Source organism: Lysobacter sp. Root604, from assembly GCF_001427505.1.
Lineage (GTDB): Bacteria > Pseudomonadota > Gammaproteobacteria > Xanthomonadales > Xanthomonadaceae > Lysobacter.
This window is the reverse complement of the sequence record NZ_LMGS01000001.1, coordinates 1,098,202-1,120,874: the sequence shown is the minus strand read 5'-3', so window position 1 is coordinate 1,120,874 and position 22,673 is coordinate 1,098,202. Positions and strand designations below refer to the sequence as shown.

20 protein-coding genes are annotated in these 22,673 nt (G+C 69.0%); 8 read left to right on the top strand and 12 right to left on the bottom strand.

Going from position 1 to position 22,673, the window contains the following annotated elements:
* Positions 1–89: 89 nt before the first annotated feature.
* Complete coding sequence (locus ASD69_RS05215; protein ID WP_056174688.1) at positions 90–911, bottom strand: pyruvate, water dikinase regulatory protein; 822 nt, start codon at positions 909–911, stop codon at positions 90–92.
* Positions 912–1,042: 131 nt separating this feature from the next.
* Here ASD69_RS05215 and ppsA point away from each other — a divergent pair, with 131 nt between their 5' ends.
* Positions 1,043–3,418, top strand: a complete 2,376-nt coding sequence (gene ppsA, locus ASD69_RS05210; RefSeq protein WP_056174686.1) for a phosphoenolpyruvate synthase — start codon at positions 1,043–1,045, stop codon at positions 3,416–3,418.
* A gap of 4 nt (positions 3,419–3,422) precedes the next feature.
* Positions 3,423–4,367, top strand: coding sequence for a mechanosensitive ion channel domain-containing protein (locus ASD69_RS05205; protein WP_056174684.1), 945 nt, complete (start codon positions 3,423–3,425; stop codon positions 4,365–4,367).
* Between the two features lie 225 nt (positions 4,368–4,592).
* Here the strand turns inward: ASD69_RS05205 and orn are convergent, their stop codons facing one another.
* Positions 4,593–5,159, bottom strand: a complete 567-nt coding sequence (gene orn / locus ASD69_RS05200; RefSeq protein ID WP_056174682.1) for an oligoribonuclease — start codon at positions 5,157–5,159, stop codon at positions 4,593–4,595.
* A 78-nt stretch (positions 5,160–5,237) separates the two neighbouring features.
* Here orn and ASD69_RS05195 point away from each other — a divergent pair, with 78 nt between their 5' ends.
* Together ASD69_RS05195 and ASD69_RS05190 are read left to right on the top strand one after the other, a co-directional pair.
* Positions 5,238–5,723 (top strand): DUF2721 domain-containing protein, encoded by a 486-nt coding sequence (locus ASD69_RS05195; RefSeq protein ID WP_056174680.1) that lies wholly within the window; start codon positions 5,238–5,240, stop codon positions 5,721–5,723.
* Positions 5,724–5,792: 69 nt separating this feature from the next.
* Entirely contained in the window at positions 5,793–6,278 is a 486-nt protein-coding gene (locus ASD69_RS05190; protein WP_056174678.1) for a DUF2721 domain-containing protein, read from the top strand.
* A gap of 169 nt (positions 6,279–6,447) precedes the next feature.
* Here ASD69_RS05190 and tadA read toward each other — a convergent pair whose 3' ends face one another.
* Together tadA and ASD69_RS05180 are read right to left on the bottom strand one after the other, a co-directional pair.
* The gene (gene tadA, locus ASD69_RS05185; RefSeq protein WP_255357215.1) at positions 6,448–6,927 is read right to left on the bottom strand and encodes a tRNA adenosine(34) deaminase TadA; all 480 of its coding nucleotides are present in this window, start codon (positions 6,925–6,927) and stop codon (positions 6,448–6,450) included.
* A 127-nt stretch (positions 6,928–7,054) separates the two neighbouring features.
* The gene (locus ASD69_RS05180; RefSeq protein WP_056174676.1) at positions 7,055–7,936 is read right to left on the bottom strand and encodes a LysR family transcriptional regulator; all 882 of its coding nucleotides are present in this window, start codon (positions 7,934–7,936) and stop codon (positions 7,055–7,057) included.
* Positions 7,937–8,224: 288 nt separating this feature from the next.
* Here ASD69_RS05180 and ASD69_RS05175 point away from each other — a divergent pair, with 288 nt between their 5' ends.
* Positions 8,225–9,763 carry an MFS transporter gene (locus ASD69_RS05175; RefSeq protein ID WP_056174674.1) on the top strand — a complete coding sequence of 513 codons (1,539 nt, stop codon included), beginning with the start codon at positions 8,225–8,227 and terminating at the stop codon, positions 9,761–9,763.
* Positions 9,764–10,117: 354 nt separating this feature from the next.
* Here the strand turns inward: ASD69_RS05175 and guaA are convergent, their stop codons facing one another.
* The 3 genes from guaA to folD form a co-directional block, all read right to left on the bottom strand.
* The gene (gene guaA, locus ASD69_RS05170; protein ID WP_056174672.1) at positions 10,118–11,686 is read right to left on the bottom strand and encodes a glutamine-hydrolyzing GMP synthase; all 1,569 of its coding nucleotides are present in this window, start codon (positions 11,684–11,686) and stop codon (positions 10,118–10,120) included.
* A 114-nt stretch (positions 11,687–11,800) separates the two neighbouring features.
* Positions 11,801–13,258 carry an IMP dehydrogenase gene (gene guaB, locus ASD69_RS05165; RefSeq protein ID WP_056174670.1) on the bottom strand — a complete coding sequence of 486 codons (1,458 nt, stop codon included), beginning with the start codon at positions 13,256–13,258 and terminating at the stop codon, positions 11,801–11,803.
* A gap of 247 nt (positions 13,259–13,505) precedes the next feature.
* Positions 13,506–14,381: a bifunctional methylenetetrahydrofolate dehydrogenase/methenyltetrahydrofolate cyclohydrolase FolD gene (gene folD, locus ASD69_RS05160; protein WP_056174668.1), complete on the bottom strand. Its 876-nt coding sequence runs from the start codon at positions 14,379–14,381 to the stop codon at positions 13,506–13,508.
* Between the two features lie 69 nt (positions 14,382–14,450).
* Here folD and ASD69_RS05155 point away from each other — a divergent pair, with 69 nt between their 5' ends.
* The 3 genes from ASD69_RS05155 to ASD69_RS05145 all read left to right on the top strand — a co-directional run bounded on the left by ASD69_RS05155 (position 14,451) and on the right by ASD69_RS05145 (position 16,752).
* A complete protein-coding gene (locus ASD69_RS05155) occupies positions 14,451–14,762 on the top strand; it encodes a DUF1244 domain-containing protein (RefSeq protein ID WP_056174666.1) in 312 nt (103 codons plus the stop codon).
* Positions 14,759–15,829 carry a beta-eliminating lyase-related protein gene (locus ASD69_RS05150; protein ID WP_200943941.1) on the top strand — a complete coding sequence of 357 codons (1,071 nt, stop codon included), beginning with the start codon at positions 14,759–14,761 and terminating at the stop codon, positions 15,827–15,829. Before ASD69_RS05155 ends, ASD69_RS05150 begins: the two co-directional genes overlap by 4 nt.
* 119 nt (positions 15,830–15,948) lie before the next feature.
* Entirely contained in the window at positions 15,949–16,752 is an 804-nt protein-coding gene (locus tag ASD69_RS05145; protein WP_056174665.1) for an alpha/beta fold hydrolase, read from the top strand.
* Here ASD69_RS05145 and ASD69_RS05140 read toward each other — a convergent pair.
* The 5 genes from ASD69_RS05140 to der all read right to left on the bottom strand — a co-directional run bounded on the left by ASD69_RS05140 (position 16,749) and on the right by der (position 22,610).
* Positions 16,749–17,762, bottom strand: a complete 1,014-nt coding sequence (locus ASD69_RS05140; RefSeq protein WP_162250614.1) for a DUF2272 domain-containing protein — start codon at positions 17,760–17,762, stop codon at positions 16,749–16,751. The genes ASD69_RS05145 and ASD69_RS05140 overlap by 4 nt on opposite strands.
* Before the next feature lie 76 nt (positions 17,763–17,838).
* Complete coding sequence (moeB, locus tag ASD69_RS05135) at positions 17,839–18,966, bottom strand: molybdopterin-synthase adenylyltransferase MoeB (RefSeq protein ID WP_056174660.1); 1,128 nt, start codon at positions 18,964–18,966, stop codon at positions 17,839–17,841.
* Positions 18,967–19,030: 64 nt separating this feature from the next.
* On the bottom strand, positions 19,031–20,245 hold the full coding sequence (gene glp / locus ASD69_RS05130) for a gephyrin-like molybdotransferase Glp (protein ID WP_056176593.1): 1,215 nt from the start codon (positions 20,243–20,245) through the stop codon (positions 19,031–19,033).
* A gap of 8 nt (positions 20,246–20,253) precedes the next feature.
* Positions 20,254–20,859 (bottom strand): molybdenum cofactor guanylyltransferase, encoded by a 606-nt coding sequence (locus ASD69_RS05125; RefSeq protein ID WP_056174659.1) that lies wholly within the window; start codon positions 20,857–20,859, stop codon positions 20,254–20,256.
* A 350-nt stretch (positions 20,860–21,209) separates the two neighbouring features.
* Positions 21,210–22,610 carry a ribosome biogenesis GTPase Der gene (gene der / locus ASD69_RS05120; RefSeq protein ID WP_056174656.1) on the bottom strand — a complete coding sequence of 467 codons (1,401 nt, stop codon included), beginning with the start codon at positions 22,608–22,610 and terminating at the stop codon, positions 21,210–21,212.
* Positions 22,611–22,673 lie beyond the last annotated feature (63 nt).

Here is a 22,673-nt window from a genome sequence, read left to right as displayed (position 1 = left end):
ACGGACCTGTCGCGGAGGCCTAAGTTAAGGGTTCCTACCGCATCATTGATGGCGCTGGCGAAAACGCCGCCGCCAGGCGCCGCCGGCGCTTAGAACATCTCGCGGTGGATCCCCAACGTCGTCAGCACCTTGCTCGAGATTTCCTCGATCGAGGTATGGGTCGTGCTCAGGGTCGGAATGCGCTCGGCGCGGAACATCATCTCGGCCGCGGCGACTTCGCGCTTGCAGGTGTCCAGCTGGGCGTAGCGCGAGTTGGGGCGGCGTTCCTGGCGGATCTGCTGCAGCCGAACCGGATCGATGGTCAGGCCGAACAGCTTGTTGCGGTAGGGGCGCAGGCGCGGCGGCAGGCGGTCGTGCTCGAGGTCTTCCTCGGTCAGCGGATAGTTGGCCGCGCGTACGCCGTAGTGCAACGCCAGGTAAACGCAGGTGGGCGTTTTGCCCGCGCGCGACACCGCCACCAGGATCAGATCGGCCTCGGCGTAGTCGATGCTCTGGCCGTCGTCGTGGGTCAGGGCGAAATTCATCGCGTTGATGCGGCGATGGTAGGTCTCGAAATCGGCGATGCCGTGGGCCTGGCCGATGCGGCGCTGACGCCCCTCGCCCAGTTCGCGCTCCAGCGGCTCGATGAAGGGCGCGAATACGTCCAGCATCAGCGCCCCGCTCTCGGCCAGGGCCGCGCCCACGTCGCCGTCCATGCAGGAATTGATCACGATCGGGCGCACGCCATGGACTTCCGCGGCCTCGCGGATCTTGGCCCCGACCTCTCGCGCGCGCTCGACGCTGTCCACGAACGGGATGCGGTCGGTGACGAAGCGGGTCTCGGTGAATTGGGTCAGCAGGCTATGGCCTATGGTCTCGGCGGTGATGCCGGTGCCGTCCGAAACGTAGAAAACCGGCCGTGTTCCCGCCATCGCCCACCCCTCCAAAACCGCGTTCCAATACGAAAAAGCCCGTCGGATCAAGCTTGTATGCGCCCGACGCAGCGGCGATCATATCCGCTTGGCCGCGCCCCCACGCGCGCCCCCCTCGGAGACAGTGTGCCTTGAACGAGAATATCCTCTGGCTGCACGCGCTGCGCCTCAACGATCTGGCCCGCGTAGGCGGCAAGAATTCCTCCCTCGGCGAGATGATCGGCAACCTCGCCAATCTGGGGGTCTCGGTCCCGGGCGGCTATGCCACCACGGCCGAGGCGTTCAAGGACTTCATCGCCCATAACGACCTGCACCAGCGCATTTTCGACCGCCTGGCCACGCTGGACGTGGAGGACGTGCCGGCCCTGACCGCGGCCGGCGGCGAGATCCGCGGCTGGGTCATCGACGCCCCGCTGCAGCCGGCCCTGGATCAGGACATCCGCACCGCCTATCGCCAGCTCTGCGCCGAGAACGGCGGCGGCGACGTGGCGGTGGCGGTGCGCTCCTCGGCCACCGCCGAGGACCTGCCCGACGCCTCCTTCGCCGGCCAGCAGGAGACTTTCCTGAACGTGACCGGCGAAGACGACGTGGTCCGCAAGGTCAAGGAGGTCTTCGCCAGCCTCTACAACGACCGCGCCATCGCCTACCGCGTCCACCACGGTTTCAAGCACGAGGACGTGTTCCTGTCCGCCGGCGTGCAGCTGATGGTGCGCTCCAACGTCGGTTCCTCCGGCGTGCTGTTCACCCTGGACACCGAATCGGGCTTCCGCGATGTGGTGTTCATCACCTCCAGCTACGGCCTGGGCGAGATGGTGGTCCAGGGCGCGGTCAATCCGGACGAGTTCTACGTCTACAAGCCCACCCTGAGCCAGGGCAAGCCGGCGATCCTGCGCCGCTCGATCGGCGCCAAGCAGCTGCGCATGGTCTATTCCGACCAGCCCGGCGAGCGCGTGCGCACCGAGGACACCCCGGCCGAGCTGCGCAACCGCTTCTCGATCGACGACGCCGACGTGCACGAGCTGGCCAAGCAGGCGCTGGTGATCGAAACGCACTACGGCCGTCCGATGGACATCGAGTGGGCCAAGGACGGCGTCAGCGGCAAGCTGTTCATCGTTCAGGCGCGCCCGGAAACGGTGAAATCGCGCGGCAAGGCCACCCAGATCGAGCGCTACCAGCTCGGCGCCCGCGGCCCGGTGATCGCCGAGGGCCGCGCCATCGGCCAGAAGATCGGCAGCGGCGTGGCGCGCGTGGTGCGCAGCCTGGACGACATGGCCCGCGTGCAGCCCGGCGACGTGCTGGTGGCGGACATGACCGATCCCGATTGGGAGCCGGTGATGAAGCGTTCGGCCGCGATCGTGACCAACCGCGGCGGCCGCACCTGCCACGCGGCGATCATCGCCCGCGAGCTGGGCGTGCCGGCCGTGGTCGGTACCGGCAACGCGCTGGAGACGATCAAGGACGGCGAGACCATCACGGTCAGCTGCGCCGAGGGCGACACCGGCTTCATCTACGACGGCGCCCTGCCCTTCGAGCGCCACGTCGCCGACCTGGACAAGATGCCGCCGGCGCCGCTCAAGGTGATGATGAACGTCGCCAACCCGGAGCGCGCGTTCGACTTCGCCATGCTGCCCAACGCCGGCGTCGGCCTGGCGCGCCTGGAGATGATCATCGCCAGCCACATCGGCATCCATCCCAAGGCGCTGCTGGAATACGCGCAGCAGGACGCGGCGACCAAGAAGAAGATCGACGAGAAGATCGCCGGCTACGGCGACGATCCGGTGCAGTTCTACGTCGATCGCCTGGCCGAGGGCATCGCCACCATCACCGCTTCGTTCGCGCCGCATCCGGTGATCGTGCGCCTGTCGGACTTCAAGTCCAACGAATACGCCAACCTGATCGGCGGCTCGCGCTACGAGCCGCACGAAGAGAACCCGATGATCGGCTTCCGCGGCGCCAGCCGTTACGTCGATCCGTCCTTCTCCGACGCGTTCGCGCTGGAATGCCAGGCGGTGCTGAAGGTGCGCGAGCAGATGGGGCTGACCAATTGCTGGGTCATGATCCCGTTCGTGCGCACCCTGGACGAAGGCCGGCGCGTGGTCGAGGTGCTGGAGAAGAACGGCCTCAAGCAGGGCGAGAACGGCCTGAAGATCATCATGATGTGCGAGGTGCCGTCCAACGCGCTGCTCGCCGACGAGTTCCTGGACATCTTCGACGGCTTCTCGATCGGCTCCAACGACCTGACCCAGCTGACCCTGGGCCTGGATCGCGACTCGGCGATCGTGGCCAAGCTGTTCGACGAGCGCGACCCGGCGGTGAAGAAGCTGCTGGCGATGGCGATCTCGGCCGCGCGCGCCAAGGGCAAGTACGTCGGCATCTGCGGCCAGGGCCCCAGCGATCACCCCGATCTGGCGGTGTGGCTGATGGAACAGGGCATCGAGTCGGTGTCGCTGAACCCCGATACCGTGGTCGACACCTGGCTGCGCCTGGCGAAGGCCAAGGCGGGCTGAGGCGGTGACGGCGAAAGTCCCGCCGGTGCAGGTCGAGGTCCCGGCGTCGCTGGCGGAGCTCAAGGGCTTCGATTGGCTGGGCATGGCGCAGGCCGCCGGGCTCAAGCTGATCGGCGCGCTGCTGGTCCTGCTGATCGGGATCTGGTTGGCCAAGCGCCTGTCCAACGCCCTGGACCGGGCCATGGCGCGCGGCCACATGGAAGCCACCCTGCGCGGCTTCCTGCGCAACATCGCCTACGCCGGCATGGTGGTCGTGGTCACCACCTCGGCGCTGTTCACCCTGGGCGTGTCGCCTGCCTCGGTACTGGCGGTGCTGGGCGCGGCCGGCCTGGCGATCGGCCTGGCGCTGAAGGATTCGCTGTCCAATATCGCCTCGGGCGTGATGCTGATCATGCAGCGCCCGTTCCGCGTGGGCGACTACGTGCAGGCCGCGGGCGTCGAGGGCACGGTGGACCAGATCCGGGTGTTCCAGACCCGCCTGCGCACCATCGACAACCGCACCGTGGTGCTGCCCAACAGCCTGATCACCACCGCGCCGATCGTGAACTTCACCGCCAATCCGCGCCGCCGCATCGACATCGCGGTGGGCGTGGGCTACGACGACGATCTGCAGCAGGCGCGCGAGACCCTGCTGGGCGCCGCGGCCGCGCATCCGAAGGTGTTGAAGGAGCCCGCGCCGGAGGTGTTGGTGGTGGCGCTGGGCGAGAGCAGCGTCAATCTGGAGCTGCGGGTCTGGGCCAAGACCGCGGACGTGCTGCGCACGCGCAGCGATCTCAACGAAGCGGTGCGCAACGACATCATCGGGCGCGGGCTGAGCATTCCGTATCCGCAGCGCGATCTGCACGTGTACCACCACGATGCCGACGGCCGGCCGTTGTCGGACGTGCTGGTGAAGGCGGTCGCCGATGATGGCGACGTGGCGCGGCCTGCGGGCAAGCCGAAGACCTGAGCGGGCGCCGTTGCGGGAGCGGCGTGAGCCGCGATTGAATCCCGGCAACGACGACGGCCCGCAATGGCATCGCGGCTTACGCCGTTCCTACAAGGTCGGGTCGTGTTCCGGCCTGTGAGCCTCTGTGCGCTGCTTTGGGGTAGGAGCGGCGTGAGCCGCGACCTGCGCAGGTGGCCGTAGGGGCGTGGTCGCGGCTTACGCCGCTCCTACCCCACAGCCAGAGGCTTAGCCCAGGCCGCCCAGCTTGCCCATCGAGGCGCGGTAATGGCGCAGTTCGGCGATGGAGTCGTGCACGTCGCTCAGGGCGGTGTGCTTGGCATCCTTGCCGACGCCGGCCAGCACCTCGGGGGCCCAGCGGCGCGCAAGTTCCTTGACCGTGCTGACGTCGAGGTTGCGGTAGTGGAAGTACTTCTCCAGGCGCGGCATCTGGCGGTGCAGAAAGCGGCGGTCCTGGCAGATCGAGTTGCCGCACATCGGCGAGGCGTTCTGCGCCACCCACTGCGCCAGGAAGGCCAGGGTGCGGTCCTCGGCCTCTTCCAGGCTCACGCCCTGGTCCAGCGAGCGTTGCCACAGGCCGGACTTGCTGTGCTGGTTGCGGTTCCACTCGTCCATGGCCATCAGCCGTTCCAGCGGCTGGCGGATCGCGAGTTCCGGCCCTTCGGCCAGCACCTGCAATTGGGCGTCGGTGACGACGGTCGCGATCTCCAGGATGGCGTCGTTGTCGGTGTCGAGCCCGGTCATCTCCAGGTCGATCCAGATCAGTCGGTGGTCGTTGCCGTTCTTCGCTGTCATGGGCCCCTGTCGTGTCCTCGCCGTGATGCGTCCGTTCGGGGCATCATAGCCCACCTCCCCTCCCCGCTCTCCCGGCCGATGTCGCAGACCGCCGCCTACGCCCATTACGCGATCCTGACCGCGATGCTGGCGCCCGCGTTTTTCCTGACCGCGACCGCCTCGCTGCTGCTGTCGGCCAACAACCGCCTGGCGCGCGTGATCGACCGCGCGCGCGTGCTGCTGAAGGAGCTGGCCGAGAGCGAGGACGAGGAAGAGCGCGAGATGCTGGAACGCCACATCACCCGCCAGAAGCGCCGCAGCAAGATCATCCTGCGCGGCAGCCAGCTGCTGTACACCGCGATCAGCTTCTTCGTCGGCACCAGCCTGACCGTCGCCGGCGACGCCTACCTGGGCTACCGCCTGGCCTCGCTGCCGACCATCCTGGCGGTGTTCGGCGTGCTGGCGATGTTCGCCGCCAGCGTGCTGTTGGCGCTGGAGTCCTCGCTGGCGGTGGAAGCGGTGAACGAGGAAATGGACCACGGCCACCGCCGCGCCAAGGTCCGGCGCCCGCGCGACGGCGACTGACGAACGACGCGTCTGGCGGCATCATAGGCGGGTCGTCCCAACGGGACCTTGCCGCCGGAACCCGCGCCCATGAGCGATGTGCTGAACCTGACCACCGGCCACTACGCCGTGGTCTCGGCGATGATCACGCCGGCGTTCTTCCTGACCGCGACCGCGTCGCTGCTGGTGTCGTCGAACAATCGCCTGGCGCGCGTGGTCGACCGCATGCGCCAGCAGCTCAAGCAACTCGAAGAGACCACCAACGACGATGCGCGCGCCTATCTGGAGGCGCGCATCATCCAGCACCGGCGCCGGGTCCGGCTGATCCTGACCTGCCTGCAGTTGCTGTACGCGGCAATGAGCGCGTTCGTGGCCACCAGCCTGTCGATCGGCATCGACCAGTTCAGCGACTACCGCCTGCGCGGCGTGCCGACCGGGTTGGCCATGTTGGGCGTGCTGCTGGTGCTGGCGGCCTCGATCAACCTGGGCCGCGAGGCGCGCATGAGCGTGACCATGCTGGACGCCGAGCTCAAGCGCGAGTTCGACCGCGACGGGCGCAAGCTGCCGACGGAGTGAGGCGGCGCCCCGCCTTGGGGTAGGAGCGGCGTGAGTCGCGACCGCGCCGATTGAATTACGGCGCAGGCCGGATACGCACGCGATCGCGCGGCGACGGAATCGCAGTAGCACCGTGGGCGGGGCATGGCGGTCGCGGCTCACGCCGCTCCTACCCCAAAGCGGGTGTGGCTCAGTCGGTCTTGCCGCGCTTGCGCCGGAAATACGCGGTCAGCCGGGCGCCGGCTTCCTCGCCCAGCACGCCGCCGCGGACTTCGACGCGGTGGTTGTGGCGCGGGTCGGCGAGCAGGTCGAACACGCTGCCGGCAGCGCCGGTCTTGGGGTCGCTGGCGCCGTAGACCACCCGGGCGACGCGCGCATGCACCATCGCCATCGCGCACATCGCGCAGGGCTCCAGAGTCACGTACAACGTGGTGCCGATCAGGCGGTGGTTGTCGAGACGGCGGCCGGCCTCGCGCATCGCCACGATCTCGGCGTGGGCGCTGGGATCGCGGTCGCCGATGTTGCGGTTGCCGCCCTCGCCCAGGACTTCGCCCGCGGCCGAGACCAGCACCGCGCCGACCGGGATCTCGTCGTGCTCGCGTTCGGCGCGTTCGGCCAGGGCCAGGGCATGGCGCATCCAGCGTTCGTCGATGTCGTCTTGCTCGCTCACCAAGGCATCCCGTACGCGCAAACCGCGATTATCCCCGAGCCACGCCGGGCGCGCACCGTTGCGGCCGCGGCTCGCGGGTTCCGAGGCGCGAGCCTGCGTGCCTCGGTGCATGGCAACGTTGCGGGTCTCAGGCTCTCGCGTTCGCCCGTTTTGCGGCGATCGACGGCTCGGGCATGTCCAGGATCAAGCGGCCGAACTCCAGCGCGGCCGGGGTCTTGCCGCCGGCGCCGCAGATCAGGGCGAAATCCGCCTTCGGCAACGACGGCAGACCGTACATGCCGTCGACGATCTTCATGCCCGGCTCCAGGTCGTCCACCGTCAGCGCGGTCACCGCCAGCCCGGCGAGCACGGCCGCGCGCAGGCCCTGATGGCTGGGCGAGGTGAAGATCACATGCCATTCGACGTCGGTGCGGCCGAGCGCGGCCAGGCTCTCGCGCCGATAGACGCAAGGCGGCGGATAGAACGCGAGCGGCAAGGAAGCGCCGGGCGCGGGGTCGAAGCCGTCCGCGGCGATCCAGACCAGGCGCGTGCGCCGCAGCACGGTACCGCGCTCGTGCTTGGGCACGGAAATCACCACCGCCAGATCGAGATCGTCGGCGTCGATCATGCTGTGCAGGTCGAAGTTCATGCCCACGCTCACGTCCATTCGCACCGCCGGATAGCCGCGCGCGAACTGGCACAGCAGGGTCGGCAGGCGTTCGCCCATGAAGTTCTCCGGCACGCCGAAGCGCACGATGCCCGACACCGGCGACGGCAGGAAACGCCGGCTCAACGCATCCAGCGACTCCAGGATCTGCTCGGCGTAGCGCAGGAAGTCTTCGCCGTCCTCGGTCAGGGTCAGGCTGCGCGTCGTGCGATGCAGCAGCGGCCGGCCGACGTGTTCTTCGAGGCGGCGTATCTGATGGCTGACCGCGGACTGGGTCAGGTGCAGGCGCTGCGCCGCGCGGGTGAATCCTCCGCAGTGTTTGACGGCGACGAAGGCGCGCAACAGGGTCGGGTCGAAGTCCACGGCCGGACATCCATGATGTGAATTAATCAATACTACAAAATTAAATCATTTCCATCATGAAATCGCTGGGCCGAGAATGGCCTGCGTCGACCGGCCTGCAGGCGCCTTCAGGCTGACGACGGCGGCGCTTCGGCGGGCCGCGCCGAACGCGGACCGATGTGCCGGACTCGTCAGCCGCGCGCCGTCTACGCCGCACGCTGCGGCGGTTTCTTCCTCCCCTACCCGATGGGTCCGGCCGCGATATCCGCGACGCGGCCGCGTGCCCGCCTCACTATCGAGAACCTACGCATGAGTTCATCCGCCACCGGCAAGAACGCGATCGCGCTGGCCGCCGTGTCCCTGTCGGCCTTGATGTTCGGTCTGGAAATTTCCAGCGTGCCGGTGATCCTGCCGACCCTGGAGACGCTGCTGCATGGCGACTTCAACGACATGCAGTGGATCATGAATGCCTACACCATCGCCTGTACCACGGTGCTGATGGCCGCCGGCACCCTCGCCGATCGTTACGGCCGTAAGCGCGTCCTGCTCATCAGCCTGCTGCTGTTCGGCCTGACCTCGTTGATCTGCGGACTGGCGTGGGACGCCCAGGTGTTGATCGTCGCGCGCTTCCTGCAGGGCATGAGCGCGGGCACGATGCTGATCTGCCAGACCGCCGTGCTCTCGCATCAGTTCCGGCCCGGCCCGGAGCGCAGCAAGGCCTTCGCCGTCTGGGGCATCGTGTTCGGCGTCGGCCTGGGTTTCGGCCCGATCATCGGCGGCGCGATCGTGGCACTGTCGAACTGGCAGTGGGTGTTCCTGGTGCATGCGCCGCTGAGCCTGCTGACCATGTCGCTGGCCGTGGCCGGCATCGTGGAGTCGCGCGACACCCAGGCGCAGCGGCTGGACGTGCTCGGCATTCTCACTTTGTCGCTGTCCGTGCTGGGCCTGACCTACTACATCACCCAGGGGCCGGAACTGGGCTACGCCAGTCCCGTCGGCATCGGCATCGTCGTGGCGACGCTCGCGGCCTTCGTCGCTTTTTGCGTCGTCGAACGCATCGCGCCGCACCCGATGTTCGACTTTTCGGTGTTCAAGTCGCGCGACTTTTCCGGCGCGCTGATCGGCTCGGTCGGCATGAACTTCAGCTTCTGGCCGTTCATGATCTACCTGCCGATCTACTTCCAGGGTGCGCTGGGTTACGACGCGGTCGCCACCGGCCTGGCCCTGCTGGCCTACACCCTGCCGACCCTGGTCGTGCCGCCGTTGGCCGAACGCCTGGCCTTGCGCTATCGCCCGGGGCTGGTCATTCCCAGCGGCTTGTTCGCGATCGGCCTGGGCTTCGTGGCGATGCGTTACGGCAGCGCCGTCGAACAGCCGAGCTGGTTGAGCATGCTGCCTGGCGCCCTGATCGCGGGCATCGGACTGGGACTGACCAACACGCCGGTCACCAACACCACCACCGGCGCGGTATCGAGCGACCGCGCCGGCATGGCCTCGGGCATCGACATGAGCGCGCGCCTGATCACGCTGGCGATCAACATCGCGCTGATGGGCTTCCTGCTGCTGGCGGGCATCTCGTCGCACCTCCGCCAGGAGCTGCCCGCTACGGTCGACGCCGCGCAGTTGCAAGCGATGGCGCAGCGGATCGCGGCCGGCCATGCGGCCGCGTTGCCGGCGGGAACCTCGGGCAAGCTGTCGCCCGCGGCGATCGAAGCCGTCGGGCACGCCGCGCTGGTGCACGGCTTCGGCTGGGTGCTGTGGTTCGGCGGCGTGGGGGTGTGCGTGCTCGCGGCGCTGAGCTTGCTGGTGTTCGGGCCGGCGAAACGCAGCGAACTGGCGACTGTATAGCCGGCTCCGTGCGGCTAGCGGGGAAGCGCTAGCGCCCAGCAGCCACGCGGCTGCCGTCCATGGCGCGACACTTCAGCTTCGGCGGGTCCGACCCGGCCGTTCATGGCCGGTCAGTAGTCGAGCTGCGAGCCAGTGGCTCGCGAAGACGCGGCTGCCGTCCATGGCGCGACACTTCAGCTTCGGCGGGTCCGGCCCGGCCGTTCATGGCTGGTCAGTAGTCGACCTGCGAGCCAGTGGCTCGCGAAGACGCGGCTGCCGTCCATGGCGCAACACTTCAGCTTCGGCTGGTCCGGCCCGGCCATCCATGGCCGGTCAGTAGTCGACCTGCGAGCCAGTGGCTCGCAAGCAGGTCGACTACTCCCACTCGATCGTCGCCGGCGGCTTACCGCTGATGTCGTAAACGACACGAGAAACACCGCGCAACTCATTGATAATACGGTTGGAAACCGTACCCAGGAAGTCATAAGGCAGGTGCGCCCAGTGCGCGGTCATAAAGTCGATGGTCTCGACCGCCCGCAGCGCGATCACCCATTCGTAGGCGCGCGCGTCGCCGACCACGCCCACCGACTTCACCGGCAGGAACACCGCGAAGGCCTGGCTGGTCTTGTCGTACAGGCCGGCCTTGCGCAGTTCGTCGATGTAGATGTGGTCGGCCTTGGCCAGCAGATCGGCGTACTCGCGCTTCACTTCGCCCAGGATGCGCACGCCCAGGCCGGGGCCCGGGAACGGATGGCGGTAGACCATCTCGCGCGGCAGGCCGAGTTCGACGCCCAGGCGCCGCACCTCGTCCTTGAACAGCTCGCGCAGCGGCTCGACCAGGCCCAGCTTCATGTTCTCGGGCAGGCCGCCGACGTTGTGGTGGCTCTTGATGACGTGGGCCTTGCCGGTCTTGCTGCCGGCCGACTCGATCACGTCGGGGTAGATCGTGCCTTGCGCCAGCCATTTGGCGTTGGCGAGCTTGTGCGATTCCTCGTCGAAGATCTCGACGAACAGGTTGCCGATGATCTTGCGCTTGGCTTCCGGGTCGCTGACGCCGGCCAGGCGCTCGAAATAGCGGTCGGCGGCGTTCACCCGCACCACCTTGACGCCCATGTGCTCGGCGAACATCGCCATCACCTGGTCGCCTTCGTTGTAGCGCAGCAGGCCGGTGTCGACGAACACGCAGGTGAGCTGGTCGCCGATGGCCTTGTGCAGCAGCGCCGCCACCACCGAGGAATCGACGCCGCCGGACAGGCCGAGGATGACCTCGTCGCTGCCGACCTGGGCGCGTACGCGCTCGATCTGGTCCTCGATGATGTGGGCCGCGTCCCACAGGGTCTGGCAGCCGCAGATGTCGACCACGAAGCGGCGCAGCAGGGTCTGGCCCTGCTTGGTGTGGGTGACTTCGGGGTGGAACTGCACGCCGTACCAGCGGCGCGCGTCGTCGGCGAAAGCGGCGACCGGGATGCGGTCGGTCTTGGCGGTGACGACGAAGCCGTCCGGGGCCTTGGAGACGTGGTCGCCGTGGCTCATCCACACATCCAGGCGCGGCGGCGAACCCGGATGGTCCTTGAGGCCGTCGAACAGGCGGTCGTGCGCGACCAGTTGCACTTCGGCGTGGCCGAACTCGCGCTGGTCGGCCGCTTCGGTGTCGCCGCCGAGCTGCTTGGCCATGGTCTGCATGCCGTAGCAGATGCCCAGGATCGGCAGGCCGGCGTCGAACACCTGCTGCGGCGCGCTGGGCGCGCCGGCTTCGGTGGTCGATTCGGGGCCACCGGACAGGATGATGCCCTTGGCGCCGAACGCGGCGATCTCGGCCGGGTCGTGGTCCCAGGCCCAGATCTCGCAATACACGCCGATCTCGCGGATGCGGCGGGCGATCAACTGCGTGTACTGCGCGCCGAAGTCGAGGATCAGGATCTTGTCGCTGTGGATGTCAGTCATGAGAGCCGGGATTCGGGAATGGGGATTCGGGATTCGTCAAAGCGGAACGCTGGGATGGGAACGGACCGGCTTCGCCGAATCCCGAATCCCCAATCCCCAATCCCGCGCGCCGGTTTAGCCGGCGCGATAGTTCGGCGGTTCCTTGGTGATCTGGACGTCGTGCACGTGGCTTTCGCGGGCGCCGGCGTTGGTGATGCGCACGAAGCTGGGATTCTTGCGCATCTCCTCGATCGTCGCGCAGCCCACGTAGCCCATGGTGGCGCGCAGGCCGCCGGCGAGCTGGTGGACCACGCCGCCGAGCGAGCCGCGGTACGGCACGCGGCCTTCGATGCCTTCGGGTACCAGCTTGTCGGCGTCGGAAGCATCCTGGAAATAACGGTCCTTGGAGCCCTGCTCCATCGCGCCCAGGCTGCCCATGCCGCGATAGCTCTTGTAGCTGCGGCCCTGGAACAGCTCGATCTCGCCCGGCGCTTCCTCGGTGCCGGCGAACAGGCCGCCGACCATCACCGTGGACGCGCCCGCGACCAGCGCCTTGCCGATGTCGCCGGAATAGCGGATGCCGCCGTCGGCGATCAGCGGGATGCGGTCCTGCAAGGCTTCGGCCACCATCGCCACCGCGGTGACCTGCGGGACGCCGACGCCGGCGACCACGCGCGTGGTGCAGATCGAGCCCGGGCCTACGCCGACCTTGACCGCGTCGGCGCCATGATCCATCAGCGCCAGCGCGGCATCGCCGGTGACGATGTTGCCGCCGATCACCTGCAACTGCGGGAAGTTCTTCTTGACCCAGCGCACCCGCTCCAGCACGCCCTGCGAATGGCCGTGCGCGGTATCGACCACGATCACGTCCACGCCGGCCATGGCCAGCGCTTCCACGCGCGCTTCGGTGTCGCCGCCGACGCCGACCGCGGCGCCGACCAGCAAGCGCTCTGCGCTGTCCTTGGCGGCGTTGGGGTTGTCGGATTTCTTCTGGATGTCCTTGACCGTGATCAGCCCGCGCAGCTCGAAACCGTCGTTGACCACCAGGATCTTTTCGATGCGGTGCTTGTGCAGCAGTTGCAGCACTTCCTCGTCGCTGGCGCCTTCGTGCACGGTGACCAGGCGATCGCGCTTGGTCATGATGTGACGGACCGGATCGTCCAGCTTGGTCTCGAAACGCATATCGCGGCTGGTGACGATGCCGACCAACTGGCCGCCGTCGACCACCGGCACGCCGGAGATGTTGCGCGCGCGGGTCAACTTGAGCACTTCGCCGATGGTGGTCGCCGGCCCCACGGTGAAGGGTTCGCGGATCACGCCGGCCTCGAACTTCTTGACCTTGGCGACCTGCGCGGCCTGGGCTTCCAGGCTCATGTTCTTGTGCAGGATGCTGATGCCGCCCAGCTGGGCCAGCGCGATCGCGAGACGGGCCTCGCTGACGGTGTCCATGGCCGCCGACAAAATCGGCAGGCGTATCGACAAGTCGCGGGTCAGGCGCGTGGAGAGGTTTACGTCCTTAGGCAGGACATTCGAATGCGCGGGGACGAGAGACACATCGTCGTAAGTAAGCGCTTCAGCCTGGATGCGCAGCATGGGCGGTCCCGGGAGGATGAAGCGAGCCATTGTAACCCGAATCGCAGCCGCGGCGCTGGGGCGACGGGTGGAATTCGGCGTTCCGCGGGCGGATGCGCCACTAGGGCTGGGTGCGCCCCGGGCCTGGGCCACCAGATGGGGGTTCGGTGCCGGCCTAGGGGTAGGAGCGGCGTGAGCCGCGACCCGCGCAGGTGGCCGTAGCTTCGTGGTCGCGGCTTACGCCGCTCCTACCCCGAAGCCGCGAAGCTTAGGTGTCGGAGGCCTCAGCCGCTTCCAGGGTGTTCTGCATCAGCGTGGCGACCGTCATCGGGCCGACGCCGCCGGGGACCGGGGTGATCCAACTGGCGCGCTGGGCGGCGGCCTCGAAGCCGATATCGCCGACCAGGCGGCCGTCGTCGAGGCGGTTGATGCCGACATCGATGACCACCGCGCCAGGCTTGACCCACTCGCCCGGAATCAGGCCCGGGCGGCCTGCGGCCACCACCAGGATGTCGGCGCCGCGCACCGAGGCTTCCAGCACCTCGGGCGGGGTGAATTTGTGGCAACTGGTGACGGTGCAGCCGGCGATCAGCAGCTCCAGCGCCATCGGCCGGCCGACGTGGTTGCTGACGCCGACGATGGTGGCGCTCTGCCCGCGCACCGGGCGGTCGGTATAGCCCAGCAGCGTGGTGATGCCGCGCGGGGTGCACGGGCGCAGGCCGAACTGGCGCAGCGCGAGGTGGCCGACGTTCTCGGGGTGGAAGCCGTCGACGTCCTTGCGCGGGTCGATGCGGTGGATCAGGGCGGTGCCGTCGCGGCGGTCCGGCAGCGGCAGCTGGACCAGGATGCCGTGAACCTCGGGATCGGCGTTGAGGCGGTCGACCAGGGCCAGCAGCTCGGCGTCGCTGGTGCTGGCCGGCAGGTCGTAGTCGATCGCGCGAATGCCGACCTTCTGCGCGGCGCGGCGCTTGTTCTTGACGTAGACGCTGGAGGCCGGGTCGTTGCCGACCAGGACCACGGCCAGGCCGGGGCGCGACAGGCCGGCCGCCACGCGCGCGTCGACCCGGGCCTTGAGATTGTCGAGCAAGTCCTCGGCGATGCGTTTGCCGTCGAGGATGCGGGCCGGGGTCGGAGCGGACGTCATGAGGCGGGATTGGCGTCGGGTTCTGGGCCGCGCATTATCCCCCATTCACGACGCACCAACCGAGCCGCCATGAACGAAATCGATCACGACACCCTTGCCATCGAGGCCGCCGCGTTCCGGCGCCTGCGCCAGCATCTGATGCAGGACCGCCCGGACGTGCAGAACATCGATCTGATGATCCTGGCCGGCTTCTGCCGCAACTGCCTGGCCGACTGGTACCGCGAGGCCGCCGAGTCGCGCGGCATCGGCATGACCCGCGACGAAGCGCGCGAGGCGGTCTATGGCCAGCCCTTCGCGCAATGGAAGGCGCAGCACCAGGCCGAGGCCACCCCGGAGCAGTTGGCCGCGTTCGAGGCCGCGCAGCGCGCGCATCCGCGATGAGCGGGGCCGCCTCCCGCATCAATCTGGCCAGCGACAACGTGGTCGGCGCCAGCGCCCAGGTGCTGGATGCGATCGTGCGCGCCAACGCCGACGCCGAACCCTCCTACGGCGCCGACCGCTACTGCGCCCAGGCCGAGGCCGCGCTGGCCGAACTGTTCGAGCGACCGCTGCAGGTCTGCCTGACCGCCACCGGCACCGCCGCCAACGCGCTGGCGCTGGCCGCGCTGTGTCCGCCCTGGGGCGCGGTGCTATGCCACGCCGAAAGCCACATCCTCGAAGACGAGTGCGGCGCGCCCGAGTTCTACAGCGGCGGCGCCAAGCTGATCGGCATACCCGGCGTGGCCGGCAAGATCACCCCCGCCGGCCTGACCGACGCCCTCGCCCGCCTCAGCCCCGGCGTCGCGCGCAGCGTGCAGCCGGCGGCGCTGTCGCTGTCGCAGGTCACCGAGGCCGGCACGCTGTACAGCCTGGACGAGCTGCAGGCGCTGACCGCGCTGGCGCGCCGGCACGGCCTGCGCTGCCACCTGGACGGCTCGCGCTACGCCAACGCGATGGTGGCGCTGGGCTGCAGCGCCGCGGCGATGAGCTGGCAGGCCGGCTTCGACGCGATCACGTTCGGCGCGACCAAGAACGGCGCGCTGGCCTGCGAGGCGGTGCTGATGTTCGATCCGGCGCTGGCCGCGTCGTTGCCGTTCCAACGCAAGCGCGCCGGCCACACCCTGTCCAAGAGCCGCCTGCTCGGCGCGCAGATGGCCGCCTATCTCGAAGACGGGCATTGGCGCGACAACGCCCTGCACGCCAACGCGATGGCGGCGCGCCTGGCCGCGGCGCTGGCCGCGCGGCCGGGTGTGCGCCTGCCCTGGCCGACCCAGGCCAACGAAGTGTTCGCGGTGGTGCCGGCAGCGCTGGAAGCGCGTTGGCGCGAAGCCGGCATCGTCTGCGCGGGCTGGTCCAGCCGCGGTTTGCCCGAGGGTTTCGCGATCGCCGCCGACCAGCGTTTTCTGCGCCTGGTGACCAGCTACGCGACCACGCCCGAGCAGATCGACGCGGTGATCGCCGCGGTCTAGACGCGGCCTTCGCTCGGACCCTCCAGACTGGCATCGGTCGAACGCCCGTTGCCAGACGCGTTCGTCGTTGGTCATAGTCGAGACCGTTCGCAAGCAACCGTATCGGCCAGGGGGTGACGATGGCGCTCAAAGTCTCGCGGCATGCCTGGATGGCGATGTTGGGGTTGCCGGCGGTGGTCTACGCCGGCATCTGCGGCCTGATGTACGCCAAGCAGCGCGACCTGATCTATTACGGCCAGTACACGCGCGTCGATCCGGCCAGCACCGATTTCGTGCTGGAACGCGAGGGCGTGCAGTTGCGCGGCTGGGCGGTGAACCCGGACGCGCCGCGCCCCCTGCTCTACTTCGGCGGCAACGCCGAGCGCATCGAGGCGCGCCGCGACCAGCTCGCGCGCCTATTTCCCGATCGCAGCGTCTATCTGCTCGCCTACCGCGGCTTCGGCGCCAGCGACGGCCAGCCCAGCGAGGCGGCGCTGTTCGGCGACGCGCTGAGCTTCTACGACCGCGTGCGCGCCGCGCATCCGGGCCAGCCCATCGACGTGATCGGTTGCAGCCTGGGCAGCGGCGTGGCCAGCCACGTCGCCTCGCAACGGCCGGTGGCGCGGCTGGCCCTGGTGACCCCGTTCGACAGCCTGGCCGCGGTCGCGCAGTCGCATTATCCGCTGCTGCCGGTGGGCTGGCTGGTGCGCGACCGTTTCGACTCGGCGCGCTGGCTGGCGGGCTATCGCGGACCGACCCTGGTGCTGCGCGCGGGCCTCGACCAAGTGATCCCCGCCGGCAACACCGACCGCCTGATCGCTGCGCTGGCGACACCGCCCAAAGTGGTCGCGCTGTCCTATGCCGACCACAGCAGCATCGGCGAGCAGCCGGCGTTCGAGCAGGCCTTGCGCGAGTTCTTCGCGGTGGCGGACGCGGCGCGCTAGTTCGCCGGCGCGGGCGCTTCCGGCAGCGGCGACGCAGCCGCTGCGGCCGGGCAGCGCTGCATGCCTTCGGGAATAGGCAGCGGGCAGACCTCGCAGCAATTGCGCATCGGCGTCAGGGTCGGCGCCGGCGTGGTCGGCACCATGGTCTTGAGCTTGAGCAGCGCGGCCCAGTCCTGGCGATTGAAACTGCAGCCCTGCTCGTGACCGGGGCGGCAGTCCGCGGGCGCGCCGTCGCGGCGCGGCAAGGCCCACAGCTGGCCGCCGGCATTGAGGTTGAGCTCGCGCAGGGTCACGCTCTGCAGCACGTTGCCGCCGATCAGATAGAGCTTGCCGCCGTCGATGCTAACGGCGATGTCGCAGTGCATGTTCAAGGCGCCCTGGTCGCGATCGAGGAAGGCCTTGAGGCCCGCGTAGCCGAACGGCGTGGACGAGGCGCGCACGAAGCACAGCAGATCGCCCGGCGCGGGCGCGGTGGTGTCGGGATCGGCGAAGGTGTACGGGCTGCTGTCGGGATGCAGGTAGGCGTCGCGCACGTAGTCGATGTGGCTGGCCGAGGCGCGGAAGTTGGGCACGCCGGCGCGGTTCATCACGTAGGACACGAACACCGCCGACCAGGGGTTGTCGATCAGGAAGGCGCGGCAGGAGGCGTTGGCGACGCGCATCTGGTCGGGATCGGCGGCCGGCGAATAGCCGCATTCGCTGGCGCCGGCGAAACTGCTCATCTGCCACAGCAGGCCGCTGCCCTTCCAGTAGTCGGCGACGCGGCGCCAGGCCGGGGTGCTGGCGTCGCGCAGGCGCGAGGTCTCGGCTTCGGCGACGGTGGTGCTGGCCAGGCGGCCGTCGCCGTCGATGAAGGCGCCGAACCACAGCGCGTTCTCCTGGCAGGCGATGGCGGCGATGCGGTTGGCGTAGCTGTCGGGCCCGGCGGCGGGGACGCAGACGCCGCTGGCGTGCGCGGGTATCAGGGCCATGGCCAGCCACAGCGCTATCGTCGCCCACCCTGCCCGCATGCTCCGCTCCATCGGCTATCCCCGATGGAGCGAACGTCGCACAGTCCGTGTGTCGGCCGTTTTCACATCGCCGCGCTCAATGCAAGGCGCAGAACGCGGCGTAGTCGATGTAGCCCGGGAAGGCCAGGCCCGGCGCGCACACCGCGCAGCCCGGATCGGGACGCAGGCGGGTTTCGCGAAAGCGCATGCCCAGCGCGTCGAAATGCAGCAGGCGTCCGCGCAGCGGCTCGCCCAGGCCCAGGATCAGCTTAATCGCCTCGGTCGCCTGCAACAGGCCGATCACCCCTGGCAGCACGCCGAGCACGCCGGCCTCGGCGCAGTTGGGCGCGGCTTCCGGCGGCGGCGGCTCCGGGAACAGGCAGCGGTAGCACGGCGCCTGGCCGCGTTGGCGGCCGGCGTCGAACACGCTGGTCTGGCCTTCGAAGCGATGCACGGCGCCGTAGATCAACGGCTTGCCCAGCTTCACGCAGGCGTCGTTGAGCAGATAGCGCACCGGGAAATTGTCGGCGCCGTCGATGACCACATCGGCGTCGGCGATCAGGCGCTCGACGTTGCCCGAATCGATGCGCTCGGGGAACGCGATCACCTCGATGTGCGGATTCAAGGCGGTCAGCGCGATCCACGCGGACTCGACCTTGGGCGTGCCGATGCGCGCTTCGGTGTGCAGGATCTGGCGCTGCAGGTTGCTGCGATCGACGCGGTCATCGTCGGCGAGCACCAGCGTGCCGATGCCCGCCGCGGCCAGGTAGTACGCGGCCGGCGAACCCAAGCCGCCCGCGCCGACCATGGCCACGCGCGCGGCCTGCAGCCGGCGCTGCCCGTCCTCGCCCACTTCCGGCAGACGCAGGTGGCGCGAATAGCGGTCGTAGAAATCGGCCTGCGCATCCGGCGGCGCCAGCGGCAGGCCCTCGGCTATCCAACGCGCGGTGCCGCCGTCGACCGAGGCGACGCGCGTGTAACCGGCCTCTAGCAGTGCCTGCGCGGCCAGCAGCGAACGCGCGCCGGACTGACAGATCAGCAGGACCTCGGCGTCGCGGTCGGCGACGCTGGCGGCGGGGTCGGTTTCCAGCTCGGTGCGGGCCACGCCCAGCGCGTGCTCGGCGCGGCCGGCGGCGCGTTCGTGGGCTTCGCGCACGTCGATCAATACCGCGCCCGCGCGTTGCCGGCGCCGGGCTTCGGCCGGGGTGATGCGTTCGATGCTCATGCCGCGATTATCCGCCTTCGCGGTGGCGCTGTGCGGCGCGGACGGCGACGCAGCGTTGCGCGCATCAGTACGGCAGCACCTCGACCACCGCGCCGGCGGCCAGGCGTTGCGGGCCTTCGCCGATCACGATCAGGGCATTGGAATCGGCGGCCGCGCGCAGGCGGTGCGAGCCGGTGGCGGGATTGGGATCGGCGTACAGGCTGCCGTCCTCGCCCGCGTACAGGCGCGCGCGGATGAACTCGCGGCGCGGGTGGGTCTTGTCGACCGCATCGGCGAGGCGCGCGCGCCAGCGCGGGCGCGGCTCGCTGCGGCCTTGCAGGCCGTCGATCAGGGCGCGTCCGAAGGTCAGATAGGTCGCCATCACCGAGACCGGATTGCCCGGCAGGCCGAGGAAGCGGGCCTGGTCCAGGCTGCCGAACAGCAGCGGCATGCCCGGCTTCATGCGCACCTTCCAGAAATGGGTACGCCCAAACTGCGCCAGCACGGCCGGCACATGGTCCTTTTCGCCGGCCGAGACCGCGCCGCAGGTCAGGATCAGGTCGAAGGCGCAGGCGGCGTCGCGCAGCGCGATCTCGACCTGGCGCGGATCGTCGGGCAGGCGCGGCCAGGCGGTGGGCTCCAGGCCGTCGGCGCGCAGCAAGCCCATCAGCAGGTCGCGATTGCTGTCGTGGATCTGACCCGGTCCCAGCGGCAGTCCGGGTTCGACCAGTTCGTCGCCGGTGGTGAACACCGCCACGGTCGGGCGCCGCGCCACGCGCAGCGAGGGCAGCCCCAGCGAGGCAGCCAGCGACACCCGCGCCGGCGTCAGCGCCTGGCCCGCGTGCAGCACACGGTCGCCCACACGCACGTCTTCGCCGGCGTAGCGCACGTTGGCGCCAGGGACTGTGTCGGCCGGGATGCGCACGCGCTCGCCGTCGAGCCGCACGTTTTCCTTGATCGCGACCGTGTCGGCGCCCGCCGGCAACGCTGCGCCGGTGGTGATGCGCAGGCACTGGTCCGCGTCGAGCGCCAGCGCGAGCGCGGCGCCCGCGAACTGCTCGCCGGCCAGACGCAGGCCGTCGCCCTGCCCGGCCAGATCGGCATGGCGGAAGGCGTAACCGTCCATCGCGCTGTTGTCGAACGGCGGCAACGCCAGCGGCGCGTCCACGTCCTGAGCCAGCACGCGGCCGTGGCAGCGCGGCAGGGCCAGGCTTTCGGTGTCGAGGCGGTGCGTGGCCGCGACCTCGGCGACGATGGCCAGCGCTTCGTCGTAGCTCAGACCGGTCGGGAACTCATGCATGGCTTCGATCAATCGCGTGCGGGCGCGACGATTCCGGCCGCGGCCAGATCGTCGTGCGTGTTGAGGTTGCCGAAGCGTAGGCCATCGCAGCGCACGCGCGCCATGCCCAGATCGGTCTGCAGCCGCTGCACCGCGAGGCGGCCCTGCGCGCGCGCCTCGCGCAGCGTCGGGCGCAGGCTGTCCACGTGCCAGAGCGCGAACAAGGGTTGCAGGCCGTCGTCGTCGATCGCGCAGGCGCCGTGCGGGCCGGCGGCCGCGAGGCGCGCGAGCAGATCGTCGGGCGGGTTCAAGGCATCGACCGGCAGTGTGAACAACCAGGGCGTGGTGGTGGCCGCGGCCAGCGCTTCCAGGCCGCCCAGCGGGCCCAGGTCGGGATGCGGGTCGGGGACGGCGCGCAGGCCGTGGGCGGTATAGCGGTCGAGGTCGCGGTTGGCGCTGATCAGGGTCGCGCTGGTTTGGGCTGCGTAGCGCTGGGTGAGATGCAGTACCTGCGCGACGCCGTCGCGTTCGAGCCAGGCTTTGTCGAGGCCGCCTAGGCGGGTGGCGCGGCCGCCGGCTAGGAGGCCTAGGGTCAGGTCGGAGGGGGCGATAACGTTGGCAGGCTGCGCTCGCATTGGCTTGGGATCGACTCCGAAGACGAACTAGCAGTGCAAGCCCGCAAGCACCGCGCGCTTTTGCTCGTCATTCCCGCGAAGGCGGGCTCCGCTTCACTTCGGCAGAGCCGAACATCCAGTGACTTTAGCGAGCGCTACGAGATGTCGAGTAGTGGCAAAGAACAGCCATGGAATTAGACGCTGCTAGGGAACTAACGACGATCATCGCTGCATGGCGCTAAAGCCACTGGATGTTCGGCTCCGCCGAAGTGAAGCGGAGCCCGCTTTCGCGGGAATGACGACGCTGAGGAGCGGGTATCTACGCTACTACGAGCTATCTCAGTCGAGCGCGCAACACCTGCGCGCCCGCCTCACTTCCCGCGCTTCACATGCCGGATCAAGCGCCGCTTCTTCGCCACCTGCTTCTCGGTCAGCACGTTCTTCTTGCCCTCGTAAGGGTTGGTGCCTTCCTTGAAGATGAAGCGCACCGGCGTGCCGACCAGCTTGAAGCGCTTGCGGAAGAAGTTTTCCAGGTAGCGCTTGTAGCTGTCGGCCAGGGTCCGCAGGCGCGTGCCGTGGACGACGAAGGTGGGCGGATTGCTGGCCGCCGGGTGGGCGTAGCGCAGCTTGGCGACGTGACCGCGCACCACCGGCGGCGGATTGGTCTCGTAGGCGATTTCCAGCGCCTTGGTGACCTCGGCGGTGGCGAACTCGCGGGTCGCCGAGTCGTGGGCGCGGTGCACGGCCTTGAATAGCTCGCGCAGGCCGGAGCCATGCTTGGCGCTGATGCGCACCGCCTCGGCCCAGTCTACGAAGGCGAGCTTGCGCACCAACAGGTTTTCGGTCTGCTGGCGCTGATAGTCGGTCTGGCCGTCCCACTTGTTGACGGCGACCACGAGCGCGCGGCCGGCGTCCAGCGCGTAACCGAGCACGCTGGCGTCCTGGTCGGTCACGCCCTCGCCCGCGTCCAGCATCACCACCGCGACCTGGCACTGCTCGATCGCCTGCAGGGTCTTGATGATGGAGAACTTCTCCACCGCTTCCTCGACGCGCGACTTGCGGCGCAGGCCGGCGGTGTCGATCAGCCGGTACAGGCGGCCGTCGCGTTCCATGTCGATGGCGACCGAATCGCGGGTGGTGCCCGGCACTTCGGAGGCGATCATGCGTTCTTCGCCGAGCAGGCGATTGACCAGGGTCGACTTGCCCACGTTGGGGCGGCCGATGAAGGCCACGCGGATGCGCGAGGGGTCGCTGTCGAGCTCGGCCTGGGTGCCCTCTTCCGGCAGCTTGGCCAGCACTTCCTCGAGCAGGCGGTCGATGCCCTGGCGATGCGCCGAGGACACCGCGACGCGGTCGCTGAAGCCGTAACGGGCGAAATCGTTGAGCGCGGCCTGGACGTCGATGCCGTCGGTCTTGTTGACCACCAGCAAGGTCGGACGCGCGGCCTTGCGCAACCACTTGAGGATGTCGTCGTCCAGGGCCGAGGCGCCTTCGCGGCCATCGACGATGAACAGCACCAGGTCGGCCTCCTCGGCGGCGGCGCGGGCCTGGCGCGCGGTCGCGCCGGCCAGTCCTTCGTCCTCGCCGGCGATGCCGCCGGTGTCGACCACCGCGAACGGGCGCAGGCCCTCGGGGCGGCAGACGCCGTAGTGACGGTCGCGCGTGACGCCGGGTTGGTCGTGGACCAGCGCATCGCGGCTGCGCGTGAGCGCGTTGAACAAGGTGGATTTTCCGACGTTGGGGCGGCCAACGAGGGCAACTAACGGAAGCATGATTTAGAGCCGGGATTTGGGAATCGGGATTCGGGATTCGGAAAAGCACAAGCGCGGAGCCCA